General features: G+C 26.7%; 17 protein-coding genes and 1 tRNA gene. 12 read left to right on the top strand and 6 right to left on the bottom strand.

Features of this window, described 5'->3' with window-relative positions:
• Window positions 1–55 precede the first annotated feature (55 nt).
• Window positions 56–1,180, top strand: a complete 1,125-nt coding sequence (gene tgt, locus H0H40_RS01230; RefSeq protein ID WP_185869256.1) for a tRNA guanosine(34) transglycosylase Tgt — start codon at window positions 56–58, stop codon at window positions 1,178–1,180.
• Window positions 1,177–2,259 (top strand): LptF/LptG family permease, encoded by a 1,083-nt coding sequence (locus H0H40_RS01225; protein ID WP_185869255.1) that lies wholly within the window; start codon window positions 1,177–1,179, stop codon window positions 2,257–2,259. Before tgt ends, H0H40_RS01225 begins: the two co-directional genes overlap by 4 nt.
• Here the strand turns inward: H0H40_RS01225 and H0H40_RS01220 are convergent.
• The gene (locus H0H40_RS01220; protein ID WP_185869254.1) at window positions 2,256–3,818 is read right to left on the bottom strand and encodes a Do family serine endopeptidase; all 1,563 of its coding nucleotides are present in this window, start codon (window positions 3,816–3,818) and stop codon (window positions 2,256–2,258) included. The two genes, H0H40_RS01225 and H0H40_RS01220, sit on opposite strands and share 4 nt — an antisense overlap.
• A 137-nt stretch (window positions 3,819–3,955) precedes the next feature.
• On the opposite strand from H0H40_RS01220, the gene dapF reads away from it, so the two are divergent.
• Together dapF and H0H40_RS01210 are read left to right on the top strand one after the other, a co-directional pair.
• Window positions 3,956–4,747, top strand: a complete 792-nt coding sequence (gene dapF, locus H0H40_RS01215) for a diaminopimelate epimerase (protein ID WP_185869253.1) — start codon at window positions 3,956–3,958, stop codon at window positions 4,745–4,747.
• Between the two features lie 10 nt (window positions 4,748–4,757).
• Window positions 4,758–5,843, top strand: coding sequence for a M42 family peptidase (locus H0H40_RS01210; protein WP_455708579.1), 1,086 nt, complete (start codon window positions 4,758–4,760; stop codon window positions 5,841–5,843).
• Here H0H40_RS01210 and H0H40_RS01205 read toward each other — a convergent pair.
• Window positions 5,833–6,849 (bottom strand): redox-regulated ATPase YchF, encoded by a 1,017-nt coding sequence (locus H0H40_RS01205; protein ID WP_185869251.1) that lies wholly within the window; start codon window positions 6,847–6,849, stop codon window positions 5,833–5,835. The two genes, H0H40_RS01210 and H0H40_RS01205, sit on opposite strands and share 11 nt — an antisense overlap.
• Window positions 6,850–6,917: 68 nt before the next feature.
• Between H0H40_RS01205 and tatC the strand changes: the two genes are divergently transcribed.
• Entirely contained in the window at window positions 6,918–7,724 is an 807-nt protein-coding gene (tatC, locus tag H0H40_RS01200) for a twin-arginine translocase subunit TatC (protein WP_185869250.1), read from the top strand.
• A 37-nt stretch (window positions 7,725–7,761) separates the two neighbouring features.
• Here tatC and H0H40_RS01195 read toward each other — a convergent pair whose 3' ends face one another.
• Together H0H40_RS01195 and smpB are read right to left on the bottom strand one after the other, a co-directional pair.
• Entirely contained in the window at window positions 7,762–9,045 is a 1,284-nt protein-coding gene (locus H0H40_RS01195) for an OmpA family protein (RefSeq protein WP_185869249.1), read from the bottom strand.
• 57 nt (window positions 9,046–9,102) lie between these two features.
• On the bottom strand, window positions 9,103–9,558 hold the full coding sequence (gene smpB, locus H0H40_RS01190; RefSeq protein WP_185869248.1) for an SsrA-binding protein: 456 nt from the start codon (window positions 9,556–9,558) through the stop codon (window positions 9,103–9,105).
• A 66-nt stretch (window positions 9,559–9,624) separates the two neighbouring features.
• Here smpB and H0H40_RS01185 point away from each other — a divergent pair, with 66 nt between their 5' ends.
• The 4 genes from H0H40_RS01185 to H0H40_RS01170 are packed head-to-tail and all read left to right on the top strand — an operon-like array spanning window position 9,625 to window position 13,063.
• Entirely contained in the window at window positions 9,625–10,482 is an 858-nt protein-coding gene (locus tag H0H40_RS01185; protein ID WP_185869247.1) for a transketolase, read from the top strand.
• Between the two features lie 23 nt (window positions 10,483–10,505).
• Entirely contained in the window at window positions 10,506–11,471 is a 966-nt protein-coding gene (locus H0H40_RS01180; protein ID WP_185869246.1) for a transketolase family protein, read from the top strand.
• A gap of 2 nt (window positions 11,472–11,473) precedes the next feature.
• Entirely contained in the window at window positions 11,474–11,803 is a 330-nt protein-coding gene (locus H0H40_RS01175) for a nucleotide pyrophosphohydrolase (protein ID WP_185869245.1), read from the top strand.
• Window positions 11,804–11,806: 3 nt separating this feature from the next.
• Window positions 11,807–13,063: a 3-phosphoshikimate 1-carboxyvinyltransferase gene (locus tag H0H40_RS01170; protein WP_185869244.1), complete on the top strand. Its 1,257-nt coding sequence runs from the start codon at window positions 11,807–11,809 to the stop codon at window positions 13,061–13,063.
• Here H0H40_RS01170 and H0H40_RS01165 read toward each other — a convergent pair.
• Window positions 13,051–13,449, bottom strand: a complete 399-nt coding sequence (locus tag H0H40_RS01165; RefSeq protein WP_238785694.1) for a C40 family peptidase — start codon at window positions 13,447–13,449, stop codon at window positions 13,051–13,053. The genes H0H40_RS01170 and H0H40_RS01165 overlap by 13 nt on opposite strands.
• 302 nt (window positions 13,450–13,751) lie before the next feature.
• On the opposite strand from H0H40_RS01165, the gene H0H40_RS01160 reads away from it, so the two are divergent.
• The 3 genes from H0H40_RS01160 (at window position 13,752) to murI (ending at window position 15,029) form a co-directional block, all read left to right on the top strand.
• Window positions 13,752–13,823 (top strand) — tRNA-Glu (locus H0H40_RS01160).
• Window positions 13,824–13,844: 21 nt separating this feature from the next.
• Window positions 13,845–14,090 (top strand): 30S ribosomal protein S20, encoded by a 246-nt coding sequence (rpsT, locus tag H0H40_RS01155; RefSeq protein ID WP_185869243.1) that lies wholly within the window; start codon window positions 13,845–13,847, stop codon window positions 14,088–14,090.
• Window positions 14,091–14,219: 129 nt separating this feature from the next.
• Window positions 14,220–15,029: a glutamate racemase gene (gene murI / locus H0H40_RS01150; RefSeq protein WP_185869242.1), complete on the top strand. Its 810-nt coding sequence runs from the start codon at window positions 14,220–14,222 to the stop codon at window positions 15,027–15,029.
• Here murI and H0H40_RS01145 read toward each other — a convergent pair.
• Complete coding sequence (locus tag H0H40_RS01145) at window positions 15,016–17,298, bottom strand: NADP-dependent malic enzyme (protein WP_185869241.1); 2,283 nt, start codon at window positions 17,296–17,298, stop codon at window positions 15,016–15,018. The two genes, murI and H0H40_RS01145, sit on opposite strands and share 14 nt — an antisense overlap.
• Window positions 17,299–17,333 lie beyond the last annotated feature (35 nt).

The following is a 17,333-nucleotide window of genomic DNA, read 5'->3' as shown; positions in this document are numbered from 1 at the left end:
TTTATGATTTGATACAATTAATATATATTTCATTTATCATAAAAAATTTTTTCAAATGAAATTTCATTTAATTAAAACAGATCCCCTTTCTAAAGGAAGAACTGGTATTTTAGAAACAGATCATGGGAAAATAAAAACTCCTGCTTTTATGCCAGTTGCTTCAAAAGGAGGCGTTAAAACAGTTCCAATCAACGAATTACATAAAATATCAAAAATAATTCTTGGAAATACCTACCATTTATACTTCCAACCTGGAGTTGAAGTATTACATAAAGTAGGAGGAATTCATTCTTTCATGAATTGGAAAAAATCTATACTAACGGATAGTGGAGGATTTCAAGTTTTTTCTCTCAGAAAATTTAATAAAATTACAGAAGATGGAGTAGTATTTCAATCTTTTATAAATGGATCCTATCATTTTTTTTCTCCAGAAAAATCCATGGAAATTCAACGTTTTATTGGAGGAGACATTATTATGGCTTTCGATGATTGCCCTCCTTTTCCTTGTAGTTATCGAGAATCTAAAAAATCTATGGAAAATACGCATTTTTGGTTAAAAAAATGTCTTTCTTATTTACAAAAGAATCCAGAAATATACGATTATAAGCAAAGTTTTTTTCCTATTCTACAAGGAAGTGTTTATCCTGATTTAAGAAAGTATTCTGCAGAAAAAATATCCTTATTAGATCCTGAAGGGTATGCCATAGGTGGATTAAGTTTAGGAGAAGAAAAAGAACAAACACATAATATCATTGATTTATTGACGAATTTTTTACCTAAAGAAAAACCAAGGTATCTAATGGGGGTAGGGAATCCCGTAGATATTTTGGAGGGAATTTCCCTAGGAATAGATATATTTGATTGTGTTATTCCTACAAGAAATGGACGTCACGGAATGTTATTCACATGGAAGGGAATCATCAATATAAAAAATAAAAAATGGGAAAAAGATTTTTCATGTTTAGATGAATTCGGAGACTCTTATGTAGATAGATTATATAGCAAATCTTATGTAAGACATCTTTTTTTATCCAAAGATAATTTAGCTAAGGAGATAGCTTCTATACATAATCTATCTTTTTATTCCAATTTAATGAAACAAGCGAGAATCCATATCATGCACAATAAATTTTCTTTTTGGAAGAAGTCTGTTATTTCTTTGTTACAAGAACGTTTATGAAAATTCTTGATCGCTATATTATTCGTAATCTTTTATTTACTTTTATATTTATTACTGTTTCTATGCAATTAATATCTGTAGTGATAGACATTTCTCAACGCATGCATCGTTTAGAAAATAATCAAGGGTCAATTAAAAAAGCTCTAATTTTTTATTATCCTTTTTGGTCCATATGGTTAGCTAATACTTTCTCTCCTATTTCCGTTTTTTTATCTGTCATTTTTTTTACATATAAATTAGAAAAAAATTCAGAGATTACGGCCATTTTATCAAGCGGAATAAGTTTCAGCAGATTAACTATTCCTTATTTAATATCGGCTTTTATCATAGGAATTGTATCATTATTAGTGAACTATTATTTTCTTCCTGTAGCTAACAGGAAAAAAAATCAATTTCATTATCAATACATGTTAAGTACAAGATATAAAAATAAGTACGAGAGAAATCAATCTATAAGTATTCAAATTTCAAAAAATGAATATATTTTCATTAGAAATTTCTCAAGAAAAAAAAATTTAGGAAAAGATTTTGTTTATCAAAAATTTCATGGTAAAAAATTAATATATATTTTAAAATCCAAAAATATTTTTTGGAAAAGAAATAGAATATATGTTTTGTATGATTATAGAGAAACTCTATTAAAAAAAAATTATGATTTTTTTGTGAATGGTGATTATAAAATCAAAAAATTTTCTTTCACTCCTGAAGAACTTTTACCGGAAGAATATATAGCAGAAACTATGAATATTTGTGATCTGAGAAAATTTATAGATATAGAAAAAAAGAACAGAAATGTAAATATTCATTTAAATGAATATTATCAAAGAACAAGTTTACCCTTTTCCACTTTTATATTCACTATTCTAGGATTGTCTTTATCCTCAAAAAGAAAAAAAAGTGAAATAGGTATTATTATAGGAATTACATTGTCTGTTCTTTACATTTTTTTTATGGAAATTACAAAAATATATTCAGCAAAAGATTATATTCCTTCGTTTTTATCTATTTGGCTTCCTAATGGAATTTTAGGAATAATTACATCATTTTTTTATTTTTATTGGAATAATAATATTAATTAATTCATTTCAAATCCTGCTATATATACTTGTCCATTTTGTTTAATAAATTTTATGGTAACATCTCCTGAGTATTTTTTTAAAACACGATCAATATCATTAGCTTTTTTTATTTTTTTCCCGTTAATCAATAAAATAATGTCTCCTTCTTCCATTCCTATAGAACTTAGTCGACCTGTTTTAATTTCTATTATTCTAATTCCACAATCAATTCCGAAATATCTTTTAGATTCTTTGCTAAGTGGTTCCACTTTTATCCCTAATAATTCAGACAAACCAATTTCATCTCTATTTCTTATTTTTTTTCTTCCTTGTAAATCTTTTAAAGTAACGTTAAAAGTTTTTTTATATCCATTACGTATAATGTTTACTTTAATTTTATCTCCTGGATGTTTGGTTCCAACAATAAATGATAAATCTGCAATATTTTGTATAGTTATTCCGTCTATACTTTTTATGATATCCCCTTTTCTTAATCCTGCATCTGAAGCTCCACTTTTATCAAATACTTCTCCTATTAAAAACCCTTGTTGCGGTTTTATACTTTGATTTGCTTCTTTATTATAGTCTTTTAAATGTTCTGTTTTAGAAAGATCCATTCCTCTTATTCCTAAATATGCACGTTGTACTGTTCCATAATTTTTTATATCCTGTATAACTTTTGCTACTAAATTAGAAGGTGCTGCAAAACTATACCCTATAAAATTTCCTGATGATGAAGAAATAGCTGTATTAATTCCAATTAACTCTCCATTAGTGTTAACTAATGCTCCTCCACTGTTTCCAGGGTTTACTGCTGCATCCGTTTGAAAAAAAGATTCAATAGCTGATTGAGCTTCTCCTTTTAATATTCCTAAACTTCTATTTTTTGCACTAATTATACCAGCTGTAACAGTAGAATTTAAATCAAAAGGGTTTCCTATTGCTAAAACCCACTCCCCTACCTTTACTTTATTAGAATCCGAAAAATAAATAAAAGGTAAATTTTTATCACTTATTTTTAATAAAGCTATATCCGTGCTAGAATCTGTTCCTATTAAATCAGCTTTATAAGTTCTTTGATCATTAAGAGTAATTTCAATCTTTTCTGCATCTTTGATAACATGATTATTAGTTACAATATACCCATCAGGAGATATGATTACTCCTGATCCATGAAGTCCAGGAATATCATTTCTTTTAGGTTTTTTTTCTTTATATCCAAAATCATCGGGAAATCCAAAAAAGAAATCAAATGGATCAAATTGATTATTGTATCTTCTTGAATAATTCTTCACATTAACTACTGCATGTATTGTTTTCTCCACAACTTTAGTAAAATCAGGATATACTGTAGGACGAACTAATGTTGGAGAAGAATGAGAAGAATGAGAAGAAGGAGAAGAAGGAGAAGAAGGAGAAGAAGGAGAAGAAGATATAAGTTTTGTTTGTGCTAAAGATAATGGATATGTTGTATTATTAAGTTCTTCTTTGGTTTCTTTGGTGTATTTTTTATACCCTGCAATGGTTATAATCGAACTCATAATACTACTAAGTACAATGTAAAAAACTATTTTCTTCATATTTTGATTTTGAATTATAGTTAATTTTTCTTCGAAAAAAAACAAATATATAGAATATCTAGAATAGATAGAAAGGGATCAATAAAATAAAACTTTATTATGAAAAATAAATGTTAACTTCGTTTTTTTTTGAAATTATGAAATTGAATTTTTTTAAATATCAGGGAACAGGTAATGATTTTATACTAATAGATTCTAGAAAAAAAAGAATAAAAATAGAGAAGGAACATTTAAAAAAATTATGCGATAGACATTTTGGAATTGGTTCAGATGGAATTATTTTCATACAAAATGACTATAAAAGTGATTTTTATATGCAGTATTACAATTCAGATGGAAAAGAAAGTACGATGTGTGGAAATGGAGGAAGGTGTGCAGTTTTTTTCGCTATGGAATTACTACAAAAAAAGAAAATTTATTTTGGAGCTATAGATGGATATCATTTCGGAATGATAAAAAATAATCATAACAATTTTGTCTCTATAAGTTTACTCGATATTCAAAAAAATAAAATAGAAATTAATTCAGAAAATGTATTTTTAAATACTGGATCTCCTCATCATATTTTATTTGTAAAAAACATAAGTAAAATAAACGTGTTTCAAGAAGGAAGAAAAATTAGATTTCAAAATCCTTATTTGAAACAAGGAGTTAATGTTAACTTCGTAGAAGTATTGAATAAGACTACATTAAAGGTAAGAACTTATGAAAGAGGAGTAGAAAATGAAACTTTATCATGCGGAACAGGAGTGGTCGCTTCTGTCATTGCAGCATATAAAACGAATAAAATTCATTATGCTGCAAAAATTCTTGTTAATACTATGGGAGGAAAATTGTGGGTTTCATTCGAAGAAAAAAAAAACGAATATAAAAATATTTATTTAACTGGATCTGTTAAATTTATATTTAAAGGATATATAGAAATATAAAATAATGAAAATGAAAAATAACTATTCAATTAGCAGTGAATCTTTAAAATTTCTGAAAAAATATTTAAATGGAACTTCTCCAACAGGATGTGAAAGTGAAGGACAAAAAATATGGATGGATTATATTAATTCTTATGTAGATAAAATTCAAACAGATTTATATGGAACAGCCGTAGGAATTATAAATGTGGATTCTCCATACAAATTAATTATTGAAGCTCATGTTGATGAAATATCTTGGTATGTAAATTATATAACAGAAGATGGTATTATATATGTTTCTCGTAATGGAGGATCCGATCATCAAATAGCTCCATCTAAAAAAGTTCTTATTCATACAGAAATGGGATTTGTTCACGGAATATTTGGATGGCCAGCTATTCATACAAGAAAATCTTCAGAAGAAAAATATCCTAGTATAGATAATATATTTATAGATATTGGTGCTTCTAGTAAAACTGAAGTTATGAACTTAGGAGTTCATGTAGGTTGTATTATTACTTATCCTGACGAATTTTTTATCATGAATAAAAATTATTTTGTATCCAGAGCGTTAGATAATAAAATAGGAGGATTTATAATAGCAGAAATTGCAAAGATAATTATGGAGAATAACATTCGTTTAAAATTTGGATTATATATAGTAAATTCTGTTCAAGAAGAAGTAGGATTTAGAGGAGCTAAAATGATTTCTCAAGAAATACGACCAAATATGGCTATTGTCACTGATGTAACGCATGACACATATAGTCCTATGATTGATAAAAAAATACAAGGAGATATAAAATGTGGGTTAGGACCAGTTATTGGTTATTCTCCATCGATAAAAAAAAATATCAGAGAATTTATTGTTCATACTGCTAATAATAATAAAATTCCTTTTCAACGTTTAGTATCACCTAGATATACAGGAACAGATACAGATGCTTTTGCTTATTCCAACAAAGGAGTATCATCTGCTTTGATATCTATACCATTAAAATACATGCATACTACAGTAGAAATGGTTCATAAAAAAGATGTAGAAAAAACTATATTATTAATATTCGAAACTTTACAAGAAATTAATAACTCTAAAAAATTTTTTATCGATTAAATCGAAAATGAATAATATCTCCATCTTGAATAAGATAGTTTTTTCCTGCTAGAAAAACTTTTCCTAATTTTTTTATTTTTTCCTCTGATTTATATTTTATAAAATCTTCGTAATGAATTACTTCTGCTCTTATAAATCCTTTTTTAAAATCTGTATGAATCACTGAAGAAGCTTCATATGCTGTACATTTATTGGAAATAGTCCAAGATCTTATCTCTTTTTTTCCTATTGTAAAAAAACTTTGCAAGTTTAATAACTTATAAGATTCATTCAAAATTTTTTTGAGTTCATAGGATATACAGTTTTTTTTCAACGATAAAATAACCAAAATAGAATTTTCCATTTCTACTATTTTTTTCATTCTTTTTATATGAAAATTAGTTTTATCATTCAATTTTTCATCAGTATTACATACATAAAGAACAGGTTTAACTGTTAATAATTGTAAATCCTTTATATGTTCTTTTTCATTTTCTTGAAACGGATACATTCTAATATTTTTTCCTTTTTTTAAAAAAGATAGAATTTTTTGTAGTGTATTTACAGATCTATTAATTTCGTTTTTCTTTTTTATATTGTTCAATCTTTTTTCTATTGTTTCTAGATCTTTTAACTGTAATTCCATATCAATAATTTCTTTATCCCTGATAGGATTTATAGAACCTTCTACATGCAAAACATTCATATCATTAAAACAACGTATCATATGGATTATGAGATTTGTTTCACGAATATGAGATAAAAATTTATTCCCTAATCCATCTCCTTTATGAGAACCTTTAATGAGACCAGCTATATCCACTATTTTTATCTCGGATGGAATTATTTTCATAGGATCAACTATTTTTTTAAGTTCATATAGTCTTTTATCTGGAATTTTTGTCATTCCATAATTGGGTTCTATAGTACAAAAAGGAAAATTTCCTGATAAAACTTTCGAATTTGAAATAAAGTTAAAAAATGTCGATTTTCCTGAGTTGGGAAGACCTACTATTCCACAGTTCATTGATTTTATTTAATTTAATATTTTTATCAGTTAATCAATTTAATCACCAATTAATTTTCATTTAATGAATGAAAGAAAATAAAATGCCGTTTTGGAAACACATTGAAGAACTAAGAAAACATATTATTCGTTGTCTTTTTGCAATAATCATTGCAATGATTATTCTAATGAATAATAAAAATATTATTTTTGACAAAATTATTTTTGCTCCATCTAAAACGGATTTCATCACTTACCGTATCTTTTATAAATTTACAAATACATTTTTTGGAATTCATTTACATCCTATTTTTCTTTTATCCAAAAATCTGGAAATACAAAATAGACAAATATTTGGACAATTTAATATTTATCTGTGGACTTGTTTTATAGGAGGATTTATTTTATCGTTTCCTTATGTTTTTTATGAGTTTTGGAGGTTTTTACAACCTGCCCTTTCGAAGAAAGAAAGAAAATATTCCAAAATCATACTTGTAGTAGTAACTTTTTTATTTTTATTGGGAGTTTTTTTTGGTTATTTTATTTTATGTCCATTTTTAATTCACTTTGGATATTCTTTTAGGATAAGCGAAGTTCCAAAAAATATATTCGATTTATCGGATTATATCTGTTTAATTCTACATACTGTATTATCTATGGGAATTATTTTTTTGTTTCCATTTTTTATATTTCTTCTTACTAAAATGGAATTAATCTCTTATATTTTTTTAAAAAAATATAGAAAACATGCATTTTTGATAATGTTAATTATAGCTTCTGCTATTACTCCTGGTGACATTTTAAGTACAATAATTGTTCTAATCCCCTTGTTAATACTTTATCAAATAAGTATATATATATCGTTCTCTGTTTCTGTAAACAAAAAAACCTCTTGATTTCAAGAGGCATTTTTGTTTGATGATTTTTGTTTTATTAGTTTAAAAATTTTCGTATTGTTATTTCAACACGTCTTCCCTTTTTTTTACCTCCTACTAATCCTCTAATTTCTATTCTAGAAGGATCTACTCCTTTAGAAACTAAAGCCTCAAATACCGAGTTTGCTCTTTTTAGAGATAAAATTTTGTTATAAAAAAGTTTTCCATGAATATCTGTGTATCCATCTACATAAAATTTTGAATTAGGTAAATTATTGATCATAATTTTAGCTATTTCATTGATAATAACTAAGGATCTATGAGATAATCCAAACTTACCTACATCAAATAAAATAGGACTAAAAACTATATCAGGACAACCTTTATTTTCTTTTTTTCCAAATTTATTAGGACACTTATCTTCATGATCTGGAATATTATCAAAATCTGTATCAGGACAACCTTTAAATTTCTTTAATCCAAATTGATTTGGACATAAATCTTCTTTGTCTAAAACTCCATCATTATCAGAATCTTTAAATTCTTTTTGTTGATACTGTTTATGACAACAAATTTTATCTTCTTCCTTTTTTTCTTTTTCAGATTTTTCAGAAATAAAGGGAGTGGGAATACGAGGACGGTCTTTATTTATTATTTTCCTGTTCCTGTTTCTCCAATTTTGATCATATTTATCATTTTCTACAAATTTTAAATTTCCAAAACGAAGAACAACTCCTACGTTGTGTTTCCAAAAATTTAAGTAATCTCTTGATTGATACGCAAATACTTGATTATAAGTACTTTGTACGTTTATTCCTAGATTAGGAACAATCCAAAAATTTAACCCTAATCCACCGTCTAAAACAAAAAAATCCTTTCTATTTGTTTTAAAATATTTTGTGTCTGAGATCCTTAAATCTCTTTGTAGATACTCGTTAAATTTATGATAACCTGCACCTAGTCGCACATAAGGATCAAATTTGTGATAAGGGAAAATGTATAAATTAACTCCATGACTCAACTTGACGAAAAAACAATCTTCTATGTCCCACCTGTTATTATTTACAAATCCCACTGATCCATCTACATATAATCCAATATTTTTTTTGATTTTATGTTCTAATCCTAGACTAGATATAGTAGGATCAAAACTATTATTTTTTTTCAGAAAAAAACCATCGAAAGGAGACGTTATAGGATAATAATTAATACTATGCGTCCCTATTTTAATCAACCATTTCCCATTACCTTCTTCTTGTTTCTCTAAATCCTGAGAAAAGATATGTGAAATAGACGAAAAAAAAACAAATAAAGCAACAATAAAAAAATTTACGTTTTTCATAAAACTATAATTTCTTTGAAACAAATACAAAAATATATAAATATTTTCAAAAATAAATTAAATGATTTTTAAATATTTTTTGTTTTTATCTATTTCTCTCAGAGAATCCTTTTTTCGTAAGCATTCTCGTTTATCATATATTTTTTTTCCTTTTGCCAAAACTATTTTCATTTTTACATACCCTTTATCATTGATAAATAATTCAATTGGAATAACAGTTAGACCTTTATTCTTTAATTTCTTATTAATTCTCGTTAGTTCATTTTTTTTTAATAATAATTTTCTTTCCCTTCTATTTGAATAATCACAATTTATATCAGTATCAAATTGGTATTTAGCTATATACATATTAAAAGAATATAGTTCTCCATTTTTTATTTGACAAAAACTTTCTATAATACTGACTTGATTTTGCCTGATAGATTTTACTTCATTTCCAAAAAGTTGTATTCCAGCTACATAATGCTCTAAAAAATGATATTGGAATTTTGCTTTTCTATTTAGAATACTCATAATTAATTATTAATTTTGCAGAATTGTGAATATACAAATATTTTATTTTCAAAAGTAAAAATAAAAATGAATGTAAATTATCTAAAAAACTTATGTTCCCAGGTGAGAAGAGATATTCTACGAATGGTCAATGATGCAAAATCTGGACATCCAGGTGGATCATTGGGATGTACAGAATATTTCGTAGCATTATATCAAGAAATTATGCATTTTGATTCTAGGAATTTTACTATGGAAGGAAAAGATGAAGATCTTTTTTTCCTATCTAACGGACATATTTCTCCTGTTTATTATAGCATATTATCTCGGTCTGGTTTTTTTTCAATCAAAGAATTATCTACTTTCAGAAAATTAAATTCTCGTTTACAGGGGCATCCTTCTGTGCATGGAGGACTTCCAGGAATACGGATTTCTTCTGGATCCTTAGGACAAGGAATGTCCATATCTATCGGTGCAGCTTTATCTAAAAAATTAAACGGAGAATTGGATAGAACTATTTACAGTTTACATGGGGACGGAGAATTAAATGAGGGACAAATTTGGGAATCTGTATTATATGCTGGGGGAAAAAATATAGATAATTACATAGCAACAATTGATTACAATCGGCAACAAATAGATGGAACTACAGATGAAGTATTACCTCTTGGTAATTTAAAAAAAAAATTTGAATCCTTCGATTGGAAAGTTTTAGAAGAATTAGAAGGAAATAATATTGAAAAAGTAGTTTCTATCTTAAAAGAAGCAAAAAATGAAACAGGGAAAGGAAAACCAGTTTTGGTGCTTTTATACACTCAAATGGGATACGGAGTAGATTTTATGGTAGGAAAAAATACATGGCATGGCAAATATCCTAATAATAAAGAATTAGAAACAGCACTATCTCAACTTAATGAAACTTTGGGTGATTATCCAATTACATAATAATGTAGAATTAATTATTTAGTATGAAACAATATGAAAATAAAGGTCTAAAAGAAACTAGAGCTGGTTTTGGAGAAGCTTTAACATTCTTAGGAAGAAAAGATAGTAAAGTGGTGGCATTATGCGCAGATTTAACTAATTCTTTATTTATGAATCAATTTTCTAGAGAATTTCCAGAAAGGTTTTTTCAAATAGGAATAGCAGAAGCAAATATGATGGGAATAGCTGCTGGACTCAGCATTGGAAAATATATTCCGTTTGCTGGAACATTTGCAAATTTTGCAACATCTCGTGTATATGATCAGATTCGTCAATCTATTGCTTATTCTTATAAAAATGTAAAAATATGTGCTTCTCATTCTGGATTGACTTTAGGAGAAGATGGAGCAACACATCAAAGTTTGGAAGATATTGGAATGATGAAAATGTTACCTGGAATGACCGTTATCAATACCTGTGATTATAATCAGACTTATGCTGCTACTATAGCTATCGCCAATTATTTTGGTCCAGTGTACTTGCGTTTTGGACGTCCTTCTGTAGCTAACTTCACAGAGAGAAACCAAGTATTTGAAATAGGAAAAGCTCTCTTTTTAACAAAAGGAAAAGATATTACTATTGTTTGTACAGGGCATTTAGTATGGGAAGCTTTAGAAGCTTCTAAAATTTTATACAAAGAACAAGGAATAGAATGTGAAGTTCTTAATATTCACACAATAAAACCTTTGGATGAAGATTCTATATTGAAATCTGTAAATAAAACGAAATGCATTGTAACTGCAGAAGAGCATAATTATTGGGGGGGGTTAGGAGAAAGTATAGCAAGGATACTTACAACAAAAGGGTGTTCTATTCCACAAAGTTTAGTTGCTGTAAACGATGTTTTTGGAGAAAGTGGAAAACCTATGGAGCTTTTAAAAAAATATAATATTGATCGTGATTCTATCATCAATCATGTAAAATTTTTATTGAAAAAAAAGAAAAATTGACATTGAAAATTAAAAATATACAAAGTTTGGTTCATAATTGGATCATAAATCATGGTGTGCGTTATTTTGATATATTAACTAACACTATTCTTTTATCAGAAGAAGTTGGTGAAGTTTCTAGAATTATCGCTAGACATTATGGAGAACAATCTCAAAAGAGAAATTTTCAAATAAATGAAGATCTTGGAGAAGAATTATCAGATGTTTTATTTATTGTTGTTTGTTTAGCTAATCAAACTGATATTGATTTAGAAGAATCTTTTCTCAAAAAATTAAAGAAAAAAGAAATAAGAGATCATACAAGACACCATAAAAATAAAAAACTAAAATAAAATATGTCTTCTTATATTAGAGTTTATAAAAAAGAAAAGAATTATCTATCCGGTTTTATATCTATAGCAGGATCTAAAAGCATATCTAATCGTCTTTTAATTTTAAAAGCGATTTATAAAGATGATATTCAAATTGAAAATATTTCAAATTGTGAAGATACAGAAGTATTAAAGAAAAGTTTAATTAGCAATTCTAATATATTAGACATTCATCATGCTGGAACTGCTATGCGTTTTTTAACTTCCTATCTTTCTATACAAGAGGGAAAAGAAATTGTATTAACGGGATCAAAAAGAATGAAAGAAAGACCAATTTCTATTCTTGTGGAAGCTCTAAGAAAACTAGGGGCAAAAATTTATTATTTGGAAAAAGAAGGTTTTCCACCAATAAAAATATTTGGAAATAAAATTTTAGGAGGAGAAATAGATGTAAATGCAAAAATCAGCAGTCAGTATATTAGTTCTTTGATGTTAATAGCTAGTCAATTTAAAATGGGACTGACAATTCATCTAAAAGGAAAAATTACATCTATTCCATATATAAAAATGACTTTTGATTTGCTAGTTCTGTCAGGAATAAAAACGTCTTGGGAAGAACAAATTATCCATATTTATCCAAAAAAAAAAGAGGGTAAAAAATTTTTTTACATAGAATCAGATTGGAGTTCTGCTTCTTATTATTATTCAATGGCAGCTATTGCAAAAAAAAGTAACATTACTTTATGCTCATATAATAATATGAGTTTACAAGGAGATAAAGATATCGTTTCTATATATGAAAAAAATTTTGGAGTATCTACTGTTTTTGATAAAAATACTATTACATTAAATAAAAAAATTAATTCTTTTCCAAAAAAAATTATTGAATTAAATTTGAATAAAACTCCAGATATTGCACAAACTATTATTATTACTTGTTCAGCCCTTCGAATAAAATGTATTTTAAAAGGATTAGAAACATTAAAAATTAAAGAAACAGATAGGTTGCTAGCATTAAAAGAAGAATTATTCAAATTTGGAGTAATAACAAAAATTACAGATTCTTCTTTAGAAATAACGAATTTTTCTAGAAAAAAAATCAATTCTTTTATAAGAGTAAAGACTTATCAAGATCACAGAATGGCAATGTCTTTTTCTCCGTTTGGATTATGTTCTTCTTTTTTACAAATAGAAGAGCCAAATGTCGTCAAAAAATCATATCCCAATTTTTGGGAGGATTTGAAATATTTAGGATTTTTCATTGATTCTTATGAAGAATAAAGAATTCTTCTTGCCATAATAAATCTATTATGCCAGTATTTTTTTTGATATAATTGGGAAATTATTACACCACTAGATGTAGAAGAATGGATAAAAAATATGTCCTTGGAATTAACGTTAATTACCATTCCTACATGATTTATTTTTTTCGATGTTCCTGTCGCAAAAAATAATAAATCTCCTTTTTCTATCCTCTTTTTAGGAATAAAACAACCTTTTTTTGCTTGATGATAAGAAATTCTTGGCAAAGATATTTTATAATAAGCAAATATATTTTTTATAAGAGCAGAACAATCAATTCCAGATTTTGTTTTTCCTCCAAATCTATATGGGGTAAACATATAATTTTTTGCTTTTTCTATAAGAAATTCCTTTTCAAGGATCATTTTTTTGTTAAAAATTTGAAAATAATTTTTCGAATTTTTGTAATTATCACTGCATGTATCATAATTTTTTTTTCGAAAAAATGTTTTTCCATATTTCTGTTTTTCATTTCCATATAAAGAAAATACAGATACAGAAATGAAATGATAGTAAAAAATTATAAGTAAGAAAATTCTATTTTTATTAAGGATAATTAATAAATTTTAAATTTCAAAAAGTAATTCCAATAATGTCAAATATAAATAAAATACTTGTATTGAATACAAAAAAAATTTAATTTGTATTTTTAAATTTTTTTGTCGAAGGCCCATTCGTCTATTGGTTAGGACGTCAGGTTTTCATCCTGGAAAGAGGGGTTCGATTCCCCTATGGGCTACTAATAAATTAATTATTGATTATGGCAAATCATCTTTCTTCTCTGAAAAGAATTAGACAAAATAATACTAGACGTTTGCGTAACAGATATGTATATAAAAGTACAAAAACAGCTATCAAAAAATTATTAACCCGGAAAGAAATGGAAAAACATTCTATTGTAATTTCTATGATAGATAAATTAGCTAAAAAAAATATTATACATATCAACAAGGCATCCAGATTGAAAACACAATTGAATAAAAAACTGTTATCTAATATTAAATGATAATATTAAATGAAATATTTTTTTTCAGCTATACTTGTTCTGTAATATGATTCATCTTTCTATGTTGTAGTTGTAAATTCTATAAAAAAGAAATAAAATGATTCGTTTTCTTTTTAAATTAATTAATTTATGAAAATTAGTTCATTATCCCCAATAGGAATATTTGATTCTGGAATTGGTGGACTCCTTATAGCTAAAGAAATTAAAATACAAATGCCTAATGAATATTTTATTTATTTTGGAGATACAATCAATATGCCTTATGGAGAAAAATCCAAAGAATTTATTATAGAAAATTCTACGAAAATAGCATCTTTTCTTTATGAAAAAAAATGTAAAGCTTTAGTGATAGCATGCAATTCAATAGCTTCCAATGCTTTAGATTTTATTTATAAAAAATTTCATAATAAAATATTAATATTCAATGTTATAGATCCTATAGTGAAAAATAAAATTCTCCTTTCTTCCAAAAGAATAGGAATAATAGCTACACCTGCTACAATACGATCAAATTTTTATATAAAAAAAATAAAAAAATATTATCAACATTTAGATATAGTTCAAATATCCGCAGCTTTACTAGCTCCAATGGTTGAGAAAGGTTTAAAAATCAAAAAAAATATTATTGGAAATTACTTAAATCATTTTAAATCCATAGACACTTTATTACTAGCTTGTACTCATTATTTATTTTTGAGAAAAGAAATAGATAATTTTTATAATGGAAAGGTTCATTTAATTGATATACAAAAAATAGTAGTAAAAGAAATAAGAAAAAAATTATATGAAGAAAAATTGTTGTGTTTTATTTCAAATAAAAAAGGAAAAGATCCTATTTTTTATACATCTAATTTAATTCCTACTTTTTTTGAAAAAAAAGTCAGAATTTTTTTTGGAGAAAAAGTGTTTATTAAAACACATGTTTTTAATTTTTCCTGATTTGTGCATCTATAACAGATAAAGTAGTTAAATTAACTATTTCTTCTATGCTAGATTGCATCTGCATAACATGTGCAGGTTTTCGCATTCCTAACATGACAGGTCCAATAGTTTGAATATTTCCTAATCCTCTAATAAATTTATAGGTTAAATTTCCTGATTCCAGGTTTGGAAAAATGAAAATGTTTGCTTTCTTTTTAACAAGTTTAGAGAAAGGAAATTTACTAGCTAATAAAAATTCATTTAGAGCAAAATCTGGTTGCAATTCTCCATCCACTATCAATTTTGGATATTTTTTGTGTAAAAAATCTACTGTTTGAGATACTTTAGTAGATATTGTTGAATTAGATGAAAAATTTTGAAAAGATAACATTGCTATATGTGGTTCAATATCAAATCCTCTAACTACATGAGAAGCCATTAATGCTATTCTAGCTAATTCTTCACTTGTTGGATTGGGAATTACTGCTGTATCTGCTAGAAATAAAGGACCACGTTTTGTTAATAAAATCATCATTCCTGCTGTTTTATGAACATGATTTGCTTTTCCAATAACTTCTAACATAGGACGTAAACTTAATGAAAAACTTCTTGAGTATCCAGTAATCACTACATCTGCTTCTTCTTGATCAACTATCATAGCACCAAAGTGATCATTGGTACGCATACGAATTTTTGAATCGTATAAAGTTAAACCTTTTCTCTGTCTTCTTTTCCAAAGAATTTGAGCAAAATATTCTACTTTTTCTCTATTTTTTTCTTTTTCTGGATCTATAATTTCTAATTCCATATCAAACTTATTTTCATTTATTAAACGTTTGATACGATCTTCATTTCCTAAAATTATAGGAACTGATATTATTCCTTCTTCATGAAGAATTTGAACAGATTTCAATATGTTGTATTCTTCTCCGTTACAAAAAACAACTTTTTTAGGATTTGTTCGAGCTCTATTTTGAATCATTCTAAGCATTTTACTTTCATATCCCATCCTATCAAGCAATTTTTCTCGATATGTATCCCAATCTAAAATAGGATTTTTAGCTACACCGGAATCCATTGCTGCTTTAGCTACAGCAGGAGAAACACGAGTAATTAAACGATTATCAAAAGGTTTAGGAATAATGTATTCTTTTCCAAAAGAAATGTTTTTTTTATTATAAACAATATTTACTTGTTCTGGAACAGGTTCTTTTGCTAAAGAAGCAATAGCATGTACTGCTGCTAATTTCATTTCATCATTAATAACACTAGCATGAACATCTAGGGCTCCTCTAAAAATATAAGGGAATCCTAATACATTGTTGACTTGATTTGGATAATCACTTCTTCCAGTGGCCATAATAACATCTGGACGAATCTTTATTGCTACATTATAATCTATTTCTGGGTCAGGGTTCGCCATAGCAAAAACAATAGGATCTTTTGCCATACTTTTCAACATATTAGGAGTTAATATTCCTCCTATAGACAACCCAATAAAAACATCCGCATTTTTCATAGCTTGACTTAAGTTTTGTATAGGATGAGAAATGTTAATAGAAAATTCTTTTTTTTCTTTATTTAAATCATTTCTCGAAGAATGTAGTAATCCTTTACTATCAAACATAAAAATATTTTTTGGATTAACTCCGAGTTTTTTATAAGTTCTTGTACAGGAAATAGCAGCAGCGCCAGCTCCATTAATAATCATTTTAATCTCATTAATTTTTTTTCCAACGTAAGTAATAGCATTAATTAATGCAGCTCCAGATATAATAGCCGTTCCATGTTGATCATCATGCATGACAGGAATATCAAGTTCTTTTTGAAGTCTTCTTTCTATTTCAAAAGCTTCTGGAGCTTTAATATCCTCTAAATTAATCCCTCCAAAAGTAGGAGCAATAGATTTTACTATTTCTATGAATTTTTCTGGATCCGATTCGTCGATTTCTATATCAAACACGTCAATTCCAGAAAAAATTTTAAATAAAAGAGCTTTTCCTTCCATAACAGGTTTAGAGGCTAATGCTCCAATATCTCCAAGACCTAATACAGCTGATCCATTAGTAATAACTGCAACAAGATTCCCTTTAGATGTATATTTATATACTTCTTGAGAAGAACGAGCTATTTCTTTACAAGGTTCTGCTACTCCTGGAGAATAAGCAAGAGAAAGATCTCTTTGACTATTATACTTTTTTGTAGGAGTAATCTGTATTTTTCCAGAAGGAAATTGACTATGATAATTCAAAGATTCTTCACGAAGATTACTTATTTTTTTTATCATTTTTTCATATAGTTAAACAGTGTAAAATATTAATT

This window comes from Blattabacterium cuenoti (assembly GCF_014252295.1).
Lineage (GTDB): Bacteria > Bacteroidota > Bacteroidia > Flavobacteriales > Blattabacteriaceae > Blattabacterium > Blattabacterium cuenoti_V.
This window is presented reverse-complemented; position numbering and strand designations above follow the sequence as displayed.

Bases quoted from the DNA above. Each gene is read 5' to 3' on its own strand.
- tgt (WP_185869256.1), top strand. From the start codon at position 56: ATGAAATTTCATTTAATTAAAACAGATCCCCTTTCTAAAGGAAGAACT.
- H0H40_RS01225 (WP_185869255.1), top strand. From the start codon at position 1,177: ATGAAAATTCTTGATCGCTATATTATTCGTAATCTTTTATTTACTTTT.
- H0H40_RS01220 (WP_185869254.1), bottom strand. From the start codon at position 3,818: ATGAAGAAAATAGTTTTTTACATTGTACTTAGTAGTATTATGAGTTCG.
- dapF (WP_185869253.1), top strand. From the start codon at position 3,956: ATGAAATTGAATTTTTTTAAATATCAGGGAACAGGTAATGATTTTATA.
- H0H40_RS01210 (WP_455708579.1), top strand. From the start codon at position 4,758: ATGAAAAATAACTATTCAATTAGCAGTGAATCTTTAAAATTTCTGAAA.
- H0H40_RS01205 (WP_185869251.1), bottom strand. From the start codon at position 6,849: ATGAACTGTGGAATAGTAGGTCTTCCCAACTCAGGAAAATCGACATTT.
- tatC (WP_185869250.1), top strand. From the start codon at position 6,918: ATGAAAGAAAATAAAATGCCGTTTTGGAAACACATTGAAGAACTAAGA.
- H0H40_RS01195 (WP_185869249.1), bottom strand. From the start codon at position 9,045: ATGAAAAACGTAAATTTTTTTATTGTTGCTTTATTTGTTTTTTTTTCG.
- smpB (WP_185869248.1), bottom strand. From the start codon at position 9,558: ATGAGTATTCTAAATAGAAAAGCAAAATTCCAATATCATTTTTTAGAG.
- H0H40_RS01185 (WP_185869247.1), top strand. From the start codon at position 9,625: ATGAATGTAAATTATCTAAAAAACTTATGTTCCCAGGTGAGAAGAGAT.
- H0H40_RS01180 (WP_185869246.1), top strand. From the start codon at position 10,506: ATGAAACAATATGAAAATAAAGGTCTAAAAGAAACTAGAGCTGGTTTT.
- H0H40_RS01170 (WP_185869244.1), top strand. From the start codon at position 11,807: ATGTCTTCTTATATTAGAGTTTATAAAAAAGAAAAGAATTATCTATCC.
- H0H40_RS01165 (WP_238785694.1), bottom strand. From the start codon at position 13,449: ATGATCCTTGAAAAGGAATTTCTTATAGAAAAAGCAAAAAATTATATG.
- rpsT (WP_185869243.1), top strand. From the start codon at position 13,845: ATGGCAAATCATCTTTCTTCTCTGAAAAGAATTAGACAAAATAATACT.
- murI (WP_185869242.1), top strand. From the start codon at position 14,220: ATGAAAATTAGTTCATTATCCCCAATAGGAATATTTGATTCTGGAATT.
- H0H40_RS01145 (WP_185869241.1), bottom strand. From the start codon at position 17,298: ATGATAAAAAAAATAAGTAATCTTCGTGAAGAATCTTTGAATTATCAT.